Origin of the sequence: Collinsella tanakaei YIT 12063, assembly GCF_000225705.1 — a bacterium.
Taxonomy (GTDB): domain Bacteria; phylum Actinomycetota; class Coriobacteriia; order Coriobacteriales; family Coriobacteriaceae; genus Collinsella; species Collinsella tanakaei.
In genome coordinates this window covers 174,181-184,316 of the sequence record NZ_JH126468.1, presented here as the reverse complement: position 1 = coordinate 184,316, position 10,136 = coordinate 174,181, and the positions used below count along the sequence as shown (strand labels likewise).

The 10,136-nt window shown below is 60.2% G+C and carries 7 protein-coding genes; 4 read left to right on the top strand and 3 right to left on the bottom strand.

Going from position 1 to position 10,136, the window contains the following annotated elements:
* Positions 1 to 1,086 precede the first annotated feature (1,086 nt).
* Positions 1,087 to 2,160, top strand: coding sequence for a helix-turn-helix transcriptional regulator (locus HMPREF9452_RS04200; RefSeq protein WP_009140871.1), 1,074 nt, complete (start codon positions 1,087 to 1,089; stop codon positions 2,158 to 2,160).
* Positions 2,161 to 2,203: 43 nt separating this feature from the next.
* Here HMPREF9452_RS04200 and HMPREF9452_RS04195 read toward each other — a convergent pair whose 3' ends face one another.
* The 3 genes from HMPREF9452_RS04195 to HMPREF9452_RS04185 form a co-directional block, all read right to left on the bottom strand.
* Positions 2,204 to 2,824 (bottom strand): helix-turn-helix transcriptional regulator, encoded by a 621-nt coding sequence (locus tag HMPREF9452_RS04195; protein WP_009140870.1) that lies wholly within the window; start codon positions 2,822 to 2,824, stop codon positions 2,204 to 2,206.
* Between the two features lie 225 nt (positions 2,825 to 3,049).
* Positions 3,050 to 3,229: a hypothetical protein gene (locus tag HMPREF9452_RS04190; protein ID WP_009140869.1), complete on the bottom strand. Its 180-nt coding sequence runs from the start codon at positions 3,227 to 3,229 to the stop codon at positions 3,050 to 3,052.
* 97 nt (positions 3,230 to 3,326) lie between these two features.
* The gene (locus tag HMPREF9452_RS04185; RefSeq protein WP_009140868.1) at positions 3,327 to 4,346 is read right to left on the bottom strand and encodes an SPFH domain-containing protein; all 1,020 of its coding nucleotides are present in this window, start codon (positions 4,344 to 4,346) and stop codon (positions 3,327 to 3,329) included.
* Positions 4,347 to 5,199: 853 nt separating this feature from the next.
* Between HMPREF9452_RS04185 and HMPREF9452_RS04180 the strand changes: the two genes are divergently transcribed.
* From HMPREF9452_RS04180 to grcA3, 3 genes are all read left to right on the top strand, one after another.
* Entirely contained in the window at positions 5,200 to 6,678 is a 1,479-nt protein-coding gene (locus tag HMPREF9452_RS04180) for an ATP-binding cassette domain-containing protein (protein ID WP_009140867.1), read from the top strand.
* A gap of 345 nt (positions 6,679 to 7,023) precedes the next feature.
* Positions 7,024 to 9,144, top strand: a complete 2,121-nt coding sequence (gene pflB / locus HMPREF9452_RS04175) for a formate C-acetyltransferase (protein ID WP_009140866.1) — start codon at positions 7,024 to 7,026, stop codon at positions 9,142 to 9,144.
* A 210-nt stretch (positions 9,145 to 9,354) separates the two neighbouring features.
* A complete protein-coding gene (gene grcA3, locus HMPREF9452_RS04170) occupies positions 9,355 to 9,606 on the top strand; it encodes an autonomous glycyl radical cofactor GrcA3 (protein ID WP_009140865.1) in 252 nt (83 codons plus the stop codon).
* Positions 9,607 to 10,136 lie beyond the last annotated feature (530 nt).

The following is a 10,136-nucleotide window of genomic DNA, read 5'->3' as shown; positions in this document are numbered from 1 at the left end:
GCCGGCGGCGTCGAGGCACGCCGCGAAGTGCAACCGCCGCCTGCAGGACAGGCGCGACGCCATGTCGCAGGCGGGAAAGAGGCCCTGCGTGGCGAACTGCGCGACGGCCCGCGAGATGGCCTGCTGGGTCTGGGCGATAGCGCTCATGGTCCGGTAGCGCCCGCGGCGAGATAGGAGTCCGACCCCGGGGCGCGCCGCGCTCGAGGCCGTTGGGAGGCCATTCCAGTTCCTTTTTCTGGGCAGCGGGGGACCGCCACGCCCGCCACGAGACTGCGATGAAGCCGGAGGCCCCCAGCCGTAGCAACGAAATGCGGTTCCGACCCGCGGATATTAGAGTGCCGAACGTGCGTCGAGCAGACACGCCCTCAAGCGGCGCGTCCCCCGGGTGAAGATAGGTCGTCCCCGCCCCCCGCGGTAGCTCCCCGGGGGGCGGGGACGTTTTGCCACTTGACAATGTTCAACTCATATTAAAAAGCGGGTATACTAGTAGCGACTTGGGAGGCGTACGCCCTCCTGGAGTAGAAGCAGTGGGGTGAAACCCGCACGAACAGCCGCTCCGGCACAGGGCGGCTGTTTCCTTATATGGCGAGTTTCACCCCTATATCGCTAGCGAGCGATAAGGAAGAGCAGCACGATCGATAGAACGAGCACTGATGCCGCAATAAGCAGCGCGGTGATTTTCGCCATGGGAACCCTCCTAACCCCCTGCAAGGACTCGGAGGGCACCGCCCATGTCGCTGCCTCTATTATAGCGCAATACGCGAACGTGTGTTCTATAGTTTTATTAAAAGAGGATAGTTTTCTCAGCGACTAACGGCATGGCTTTCGCATCGTGCTCCCACTGCGAGGATTTTCCGTAATAAGGGGAGCAAATTCCCGCTCATCGTCCGCTCAAGCAATCTACCTGCGGAATGCAACCGCTGGGTGCCTGTAAGTTGCGTAAAATGAAGCCTCAAGTTGGTGGTTCTCGATGCGTGGCTACCGTAGTGTGTAAGTCGCCGGCAGGAATACGCCAAACGCTTGGGACGCCGCGCCCGCTCCAAAGCGGGCCGCAAGTCGCGTCCCGGGCAAACGAGAGGACCCACCATGAGTTTTCGCGACAATCTCCAGCATCTGCGCGCCACGCGCAACATGACGCAAGAGCAGCTTGCCATGCTTCTTGGCGTGTCACGCCAGTCCGTCACCAAGTGGGAGGCGGAGAAGTCCTATCCAGAGATGGACAAGCTCATCAAGATCTGCCAGATATTCGAGTGCTCGCTCGATGATCTCGTCCAAGGCGATCTCACCGACCGCGCCCCGGTGCCAGATGCCAAGGCGGTGCCAACCGGTCCCGCGACCGACGTTTGCGGCTACGACGAGCATACGCGTCGCTTCGCGAGGCGCGTTCCAACGGGTGTCGCCGCTTTTGTGCTGGGCGTGGTGGGGCTTGTGCTGTTTGAGGAAGGGACGGCCCTGCGCGGCCTGTTCAATAGCGGCATGGCGGCTAGCTGGGGAGAGCTTTTGGGCCTCGGTGCCCTGTTCGCCGGCGTGCTCGCGGGCGTCGGCATCTTGGTTTCCGCCGGCATGGAGCACTCCGCCTTTGTGAAGGCGCATCCCTTTATCGAGGATTTCTATACGGACGAGGACCGGCTCCAGGCGCGCCAAGTGCTGGTGCGCGGTTTGGTCGCCGGTCTTATGTTCATCATGATGGGAATTCTTCTGGGCAACTTCATCGAGCACCAGTCTGGTGCGGAGGCCCCCGCGGGCGCCGCGCTGCTCGCGCTGGTAGCGGTTGGCGTGTGGGTGATTGTCTACGCGGGCATGATGTACGGCCGCGTGGATGTCAACGAGTACAACCGTGACGCGGTGGAGGAGCTTGAGGTCGAGGACATCGCGCGGATCGATGTGCCCGAGACGGTTCGCGATGAGCTGCGTTTAGCCAAGCGCACGCACAAGAAGATCGAGACCGCCTGCGTCGTCATCATGCTCGCCTCTACCATCTTCACCCTTATCTGGTTGTTCATGGGACCTTCGCTCGCCGGGACTACCTGGGACGCTATTGGTAGCGGTCACGCGGCTGCGGATTCTCCCGTCAGCTACTTCTGGCTTCCTTTGGTCATCGGCGGCATTCTGTGCGCTATCGTGTCGATTGTGCTCAAGGGCATTGATGGCGATCGCTAGCCATTCGATAGGGGATGGGAGCTGACTCGGGGTTGATGGTTGGCTAGTGCAGCAAGCTCCATGCAGCGTAACCAATCGCGCCGCCCATGACCGTCGCGGCGAGCATGGTCAGCACGTCGTATGCCAGGCGGTGGCGCGTTGGCCATGCGCGGCGCGGCAGTGCCCGCGGGTCGCGATCGATCTCCTCTTCGCCGTTCATGAACGCGAGGATCTCGCGGTAGGTCACCAGGTCGTTCTCGCGTTTGATTTGCTCTAGGATCGCCGCCACAACAAGTGCCGCGACGGCGGGCAGAAACGCGACCGCGGAGGCGATGCCAACTCCCCAGGCCTCTTCCATCCAAACGAACGCCGGCGACAGTATGAGCGCGAACGCCGCGGCTAGCAGTAAAAGCATCAGCACGGCGAGTCGCATCATCCTCGTCCCCATACGCTTGCGGTCCCTCTCAACGGCTTCTTCCATAACGGTCACGTCTCCCTTCACGAGCGTGTCTATGGAGGTGCCGAATAGGATGCTCAGCATAAGCAGGCTCTGCACGTCTGGATAGGTTTTATCCCGTTCCCAGTTCGAGATGGTCTGGCGCGATACGTAGAGCTTTTCGGCAAGCTGTTCTTGGGAGAGGCCCATCGCCTCGCGTCTTGTCTTGATCTGGTTGCTGATATCCATCGTCACCTCCCGGTCGTGAAGAAGCGTCCCGCGGAAGTGCCGGGAGCGCCATCCAATCTGCTGTACATCTTACGAAAACGTGTGCCGGCAGCGCTGCAAAATCTGTTGTACATGCCTCTGAACAGGGAAAAGAATCCCAATATAAATTGAGCGCCGGAGTGCTTGCCCTTGATCGGGGGCTCGTTTGCACTCGCGGCGCTCTGCAGACATATGGCTGCTGGCGATTTAACTCTTGTCGTTTTTTGGCGCGTCTTCCTTTTTTGGCAGGCGTCCCGCGCGCTTGAGGGCGTCTCGCAAAATCCACTCCACCTGGCCGTTGGCGCTGCGCATCTCATCGTCAGCCCAGCGCTGCACCGCCTCCCAGATGGCGGGGTCTATGCGAAGGGGATATTGCTTGCGTGCCATGTAAGCTGCCTCGTGAACTCGTGTTGTGTCTTACTTGACCTTACCAGAGATGCCGGCGTTCCCGCTTGGGGAGCTCCGGCATCACATACGGTCTTGATTAATAGAGCGATCCAGCGTTGAGAACGGGGTGCGCCTCGGATTCGCCGCAGAGAACCACCATGAGGTTGCTGGCCATCTGGGCCTTGCGCTCCTCGTCCAGCTCGATGGTGCCGCCGGCCGCCATCTCCTTGACGGCCATATCGACCATGGAGACCGCGCCTTCTACGATTTTCTTGCGCGCGGCGATGACGGCTTCCGCCTGCTGGCGGCGCAGCATCGCCTGGGCGATCTCGGGCGAGTAGGCAAGGTGGGTGAGGCGCGCGTCGTCCACGGTTACGCCGGCGGGGGCCAGGCGCTGGGACAGCTCGTGCTTCAGGGCGGTGGAGACCTCTTCCACGTTGGCGCGCAGGGTGATGGCGTCCATGGAGTCGGAATTTTCCTCAGCGTGGTCGTAGGCGTAGATGCTCGCCACGTGGCGCAGCGCGGTTTCCGCCTGCATAGCGACATAGCTCTGGTAATCGTCCACGTCAAAGAGCGCCTTGGCGGTATCGGCCACATGCCACACCACCACGTTGGCGATCTCGATGGGATTGCCCATCTTGTCGTTGACTTTCAGGCGTTCGCCGTTCAGGGTGCGCACGCGGGTGGAGATGGTGGTGGGGTTGCCCTTGGCGGCTTTCTGAGCTGCGGCCTTGGCTGCCTTTGAGTCGCTCATCTCGAGCTCCAGCATCTCGCCGATGCCCGCGCTGCTCCCCATGCTCCTGCTGTAGAAGGGGTTCGCCCAGAAGAAACCCTCATCGCGCACGGTGCCCACGTATTTGCCAAAGAGGATGCATACGCGCGCCTGGCCGGGTTGCAGAGAGAAAAAGCCGCTCAACGGGATAAACCACAGCAAGAAGGCAAAGATGCTGACCCCTAGCCCCCAACCGTAGACGGCGGGCGTGTCGATGCCCTCCGGCGTGCCGGCCATGCCCGCGACGCTCCAGATGAACAGGCCAACAATTACTACAAGCAGCACGGCGACTATGGCGAGCATGCCGTATCCGCTTTTGGCCTTGATTTTCTTTTCCACGCTCATCGAAGTTCCTCCTCGACTCATTCGCCCGCGTTTGCGTGACGGCCCGGGCGCCGTCCTGTTGTTCCGTGGGGGAGGACGACCCCCAATACGAAGCTTTCCGTGCGCTTCGTTGGTCTCATTGTGATATCACATTGAAACCAAGTCAAGAGAGCAATTCCTCAAGAAATCGTAAAGTGTTCGGTATTGGATACTTTATGGGGATGGAGTATGGGTCTGCTTATCGCTGGGTAGATGCCATAAAGTTGGTAGCAGCATTTGGCGTCCGCAAGGGCAGCGCTCTTAATTCGAAAGGAGCGATGTCCTATGGTCGATATCGTGATCGAATTACTGGAACTCGCATGTGCGGTTCTAAACGCTTTGACGGCTTTCTTTGAGTGAGGATGAAAATGCCACGGCGATAGCGTCATGGCATAAAAGTGGGGCTTCGGCGTTGCAGCGCCTAGGCCCCTAATCCTAACAACCTGAGCGCTGCCGATCGAGAGAGCGGACGCCAGATGTTGCTTTTATAATAGCACCTTTGCTGAATCTTGAATGTGTGTGTTGTGGGTATTGCAACGTGGTTTTTACCGGTTTTTACCCGTGTGCGGTAACCGGGGCTTCACGTCGCCGCTGGCGTGAATGTGCTTCCTTGACCGCGCGTTATCGACCCTGTTATGCTCGTCTAAGCGCCCGCTCGTAGTGAAACCGAGCCCCATGCGAGGGCGTTCCTTCTCATAGATTGGCAACCATGCGCTTCTAAGACATTTCAACATCGCCGGATGCACCGGTAAAAAGTCCGCTTCGCCGCGCCCCGCGCGCGAAGGCGCTCGCCATGTTGGCGGGACGCGGCTTGAAATGTCACAAGGAGATATGCATGCAGCTGTCGCTTCAATCCATTACTTATACCTATCCTTCGTCCGCGGAGCCTATCCTTCGCGACGTCAGCGTTGTCTTTCCCCAGGGCTGGACGGGCCTTTTGGGGGATAACGGATGCGGAAAAACGACGCTAGCCAAAATCGCGTGCGGACAGCTGAAGCCGCAAGCTGGATTGGTGACCGGCCCTTCTGTTTCTTTGCTGTGCTCTCAGGAGACGGCTCTTGCGCCTGAAAACCTCTATGATTTTGCTGCGGCATACGATCGAGAAGCGCGTGGCCTGCGCTGCGAACTCGCCCTAGAGGACGATATGCCCTGGCGTTACGACGAGCTTTCATGCGGGGAACAGAAAAAGATCCAGATCGCCTGCGCGCTGTGGGCGAAGCCTGACGTGCTGGTCTTGGACGAGCCTACCAACCATATCGACGCCGCCGCGCGATCTTGCCTCATGACGGTGCTGCGCCACTTTGACGGCATAGGTATCGTGGTGAGTCATGACCGCGAGTTATTGGATGGCCTGGTAGACCGGTGCGCGTCATTCGAGGCGGGTGCCGTGCGGGTGCGGCCAGGCGGCTTTACGCGGGCGAGCGGCCGGCGCGATCTTGAGAGAACGGCATCGATGCGCGAAAGGCGCCGCGCCAAGGAGCAGCTTGATCGACTTGTGGTCGAGAAGGACAAGCGCGCCCATGAAGCCGCTCGGGCGGATGCGCGCATGTCAAAGCGGCATATCGATCCAAAGGACAGGAGCGCCAAGGCGAAAATCGATCTCGCGCGCTTCAGCGGGCAAGACGGAAAACGGGGTCGGCTCTCCTCTCAGTTGGAGGGACGCCTTGATGCCGCACGCGAACGGCTGGCGCACTCCCGGGTCGAAAAGCGCTACGACGGCGACTTGTGGCTCGACGTGGCCCCGGCGCCGCGACGCGTGCTGATACGTTCCGGCGCGCGCGATATTCCGTGCGGGCCCGGTGTGCTGCACCTCCCCGACCTTTATGTGGGCAATACGGACCACATCGCCATCACGGGCCCCAACGGGGCGGGAAAGTCGACGCTTCTAGAACATCTTCGTCCACATGTTCCGGATGACATCGCTTGGCTGGATATTCCGCAGGAATTGGACGAGGAGCTCGCGCACGGCGTGGTCGAGCGCGTGAGGGCCTTGTCTTCCGGAGAGCGCGGCCGGGTGCTCAGCGTGGTGGCCCAGCTCAATTCTGATCCGGCTCGCATACTGGAGGGATGCGCAACCAGCCCGGGGGAGATGCGAAAGCTGCTGTTGGCGCTGGGGGTTTTGTCGTCGCCCGCCCTCATAGTGATGGACGAGCCGACCAACCATTTGGACCTTCATTCGGTCGAGGCGCTAGAGCGGGCTCTTGCAGGATACCCGGGAGCGCTGCTGCTGGTATCGCATGACGAGCGGTTTTTAAATGCGTGCACATCGGTCAGGTGGAGCATATTGGATGGTGGGGTTCAAAAGTATGAATAGGATAGACACTTTATTGTATGAAAGCGTGAGATAAAACCTATGTAGATGATGGAGTTAGCCACATCTAAATTGCTCCAAAATTGTAGGAGTTGGGGGCGTACGCCCATGCCCGCCTATGTTATTCTTACGAACATGGGTGATTTCTCGGTGAATGGTCTTAATTGACGCCCGAGCGCGCATCTTATGCCCTGAACGGTGCCTTATGCATGGTTAAACGGCTTATTGCCTGATGGGTTTAATTAAGTATGCGTTGGGCTGTTGGTTTCCCCATACATCGAGGTCCAATATATTCGCGCGCGAGCCCCCAACGCGCGCAACGTTGACTCTAGGAGAGTGGTCACAAAAATGCAGGAGGCATGGGAAGGCTTCGAAGGCGGCAATTGGCTGAACGAGGTTGACGTTCGCGACTTTATCCAGAAGAACTACACCCCCTACGAGGGCGACGAGTCGTTCCTCGTCGGTCCCACCGAGCGCACCACCAAGCTGTGGGACGACGTCATGGCTCTGCTCCTCAAGGAGCGCGAGCAGGGCGGCGTGCTCGACATGGACACCAAGACCGTTACCGGCATCGTGAGCCACCCCGCTGGCTACATCGACGCCGCTCACCCCGAGCGCGAGGCCATCGTTGGTCTTCAGACCGATAAGCCGCTCAAGCGCGCCCTGCACGTCAACGGCGGTATCCGCATCTCCATGCAGGCTGCTGCCCAGCACGGCTATGAGATCGACCCCGAGGTTGTCGAGAACTACACCTTCAACCGCAAGACCCACAACGCCGGCGTCTTTGACGTGTACACCCCCGAGATGCGCGCTTGCCGTTCCGCTCACATCATCACCGGTCTGCCCGATGGCTATGGCCGCGGCCGCATCATCGGCGACTACCGTCGCGTCGCCCTGTACGGTATCGATTACCTGATCAAGGACAAGGAGGCCCAGAAGGCTTCCACCCCCAAGGTCATGACCGAGGAGAACATCCGCGACCGCGAGGAGCTGCAGGAGCAGATTCGCGCACTGGGCGAGCTCAAGATGATGGCCGACTTCTACGGCTTCGACATCTCCAAGCCGGCCAAGAACACCCAGGAGGCCATCCAGTGGATGTACTTCGCCTACCTGGCTGCCGTCAAGGAGCAGAACGGCGCCGCCATGTCCATCGGCCGTACCTCCACCTTCATCGACATCTACGCTGAGCGCGACCTCAAGAACGGTACCTTCACCGAGGAACAGATCCAGGAGTTCGTCGACCACTTCATCATGAAGCTTCGTATGGTCAAGTTCGCCCGTACCCCCGAGTACCAGAACCTGTTCTCCGGCGATCCCCAGTGGGTCACCGAGTCCATCGGTGGCATGGGCGTCGACGGCCGCACCCTGGTCACCAAGATGAGCTTCCGCTACCTCCACACCCTGGAGAACATGGGCACCAGCCCCGAGCCCAACCTGACCGTCCTGTGGTCCACCAAGCTGCCCCACGCGTTCAAGGAGTTCTGCGCCAAGGCCTCCATCGCCTCCTCGTCCATCCAGTACGAGAACGATGACGTCATGCGCGTCTACCACGGCGACGACTACGCGATCGCCTGCTGCGTGTCCTCCATGCGCGTCGGCAAGGAGATGCAGTTCTTCGGCGCTCGCGCCAACCTGGCCAAGTGCCTGCTCTACGCGCTCAACGGCGGCGTGGACGAGGTCTCCAAGAAGCAGGTCGGCCCCAAGTTCCGCGCCGTCGAGGGCGATACCCTGGACTTCGACGACGTCATGGAGAAGTACAAGGACATGATGCAGTGGCTGGCCGGCGTGTACGTCAACTCGCTGAACATCATCCACTACATGCATGACAAGTACTGCTACGAGCGCATCCAGATGGCTCTGCATGACAAGCACGTTCACCGCTGGTTCGCTACCGGTATCGCAGGCCTCTCCGTTGTCGCCGACTCCCTGTCCGCCATCAAGTACGCGAAGGTTCACCCCGTTCGCGACGAGCAGGGCATCATCGTCGACTTCGAGATCGAGGGCGACTTCCCCAAGTACGGCAACGACGACGACCGCGTCGACGTCCTCGCCCACGATATCGTGCACCAGTTCATGGAGTACATCCGTATGAACGACACGTATCGCAACTCCGTCCCCACCACCTCGGTTCTGACCATCACCTCCAACGTGGTCTACGGCAAGAAGACCGGTGCCACCCCCGACGGTCGTAAGGCCGGCGTGCCCTTCGCCCCCGGTGCCAACCCCATGCACCAGCGCGATACCCACGGCGCCATCGCTTCGCTGTCCTCCGTCTCCAAGCTTCCGTTCCGCGACGCTCAGGACGGCATCTCCAACACCTTCTCCATCATCCCCGGCGCGCTGGGCAAGGAGGACCAGGTGTTCTTTGGCGATCTGGACCTCTCTGGTGACATCGAGATCGAGAACGTTGTTCCCTGCTGCGACTGCACCGACTCCTCGGCTCCCGAGGGCGCTTGCGACTGCCAGTAAATCGCTTTGATTCGGCGGGCGAGAGGTTGTTGGCTTTTTGCCCGCTTGCTTTGCAATCTGTGCTGCGACTCGCACATTTTCGCAGCGTATGGACGTTGCGTACGATTGCAAAAATGTCATTGTCTTGGTGGCAATGACTCCATATCGAGATATAATCTCGATAGCGACTTTGGTACCGGGCCCGCATCGCGGGCATAGAAGGAGGCTCACATGAAGGTTTCTGACGTCCCCCAGACTCAGGCAGACAACCTGGTTGGCATGATCGACGCTTACGCTGAGAAGGGTGGCCACCACCTGAACGTCAACGTGTTCAATCGTGACACCCTGCTTGACGCCCAGGCTCACCCTGAGAAGTATCCGCAGCTGACCATTCGCGTTTCCGGTTATGCTGTCAACTTCCACAACCTCACCAAGGAGCAGCAGGACGAGGTTATCTCTCGTACCTTCCACGAGGGCATGTAATAGCTGCTCTAGCTACTTTATATTGTTAGGTTGCTTGCAAAGCCGCAGGGTGGACGTTTGTCCGCTCGGCGGCTTTTTAATATGAGTTGAACATTGTCAAGTGGCAAAACGTCCCCGCCCCCGGGGAGCTACCGCGGGGGGCGGGGACGACCTATCTTCACCCGGGGGACGCGCCGCTTGAGGGCGTGTCTGCTCGACGCACGTTCGGCACTCTAATATCCGCGGGTCGGAACCGCATTTCGTTGCTACGGCTGGGGGCCTCCGGCTTCATCGCAGTCTCGTGGCGGGCGTGGCGGTCCCCCGCTGCCCAGAAAAAGGAACTGGAATGGCCTCCCAACGGCCTCGAGCGCGGCGCGCCCCGGGGTCGGACTCCTATCTCGCCGCGGGCGCTACCGGACCATGAGCGCTATCGCCCAGACCCAGCAGGCCATCTCGCGGGCCGTCGCGCAGTTCGCCACGCAGGGCCTCTTTCCCGCCTGCGACATGGCGTCGCGCCTGTCCTGCAGGCGGCGGTTGCACTTCGCGGCGTG

Excerpts from the sequence above, each read along its gene's own strand:
- HMPREF9452_RS04185 (WP_009140868.1), bottom strand. The coding sequence starts at position 4,346 with ATGAGCGTGGAAAAGAAAATCAAGGCCAAAAGCGGATACGGCATGCTC.
- HMPREF9452_RS04190 (WP_009140869.1), bottom strand. The coding sequence starts at position 3,229 with ATGGCACGCAAGCAATATCCCCTTCGCATAGACCCCGCCATCTGGGAG.
- HMPREF9452_RS04195 (WP_009140870.1), bottom strand. The coding sequence starts at position 2,824 with ATGGATATCAGCAACCAGATCAAGACAAGACGCGAGGCGATGGGCCTC.
- pflB (WP_009140866.1), top strand. The coding sequence starts at position 7,024 with ATGCAGGAGGCATGGGAAGGCTTCGAAGGCGGCAATTGGCTGAACGAG.
- grcA3 (WP_009140865.1), top strand. The coding sequence starts at position 9,355 with ATGAAGGTTTCTGACGTCCCCCAGACTCAGGCAGACAACCTGGTTGGC.
- HMPREF9452_RS04200 (WP_009140871.1), top strand. The coding sequence starts at position 1,087 with ATGAGTTTTCGCGACAATCTCCAGCATCTGCGCGCCACGCGCAACATG.
- HMPREF9452_RS04180 (WP_009140867.1), top strand. The coding sequence starts at position 5,200 with ATGCAGCTGTCGCTTCAATCCATTACTTATACCTATCCTTCGTCCGCG.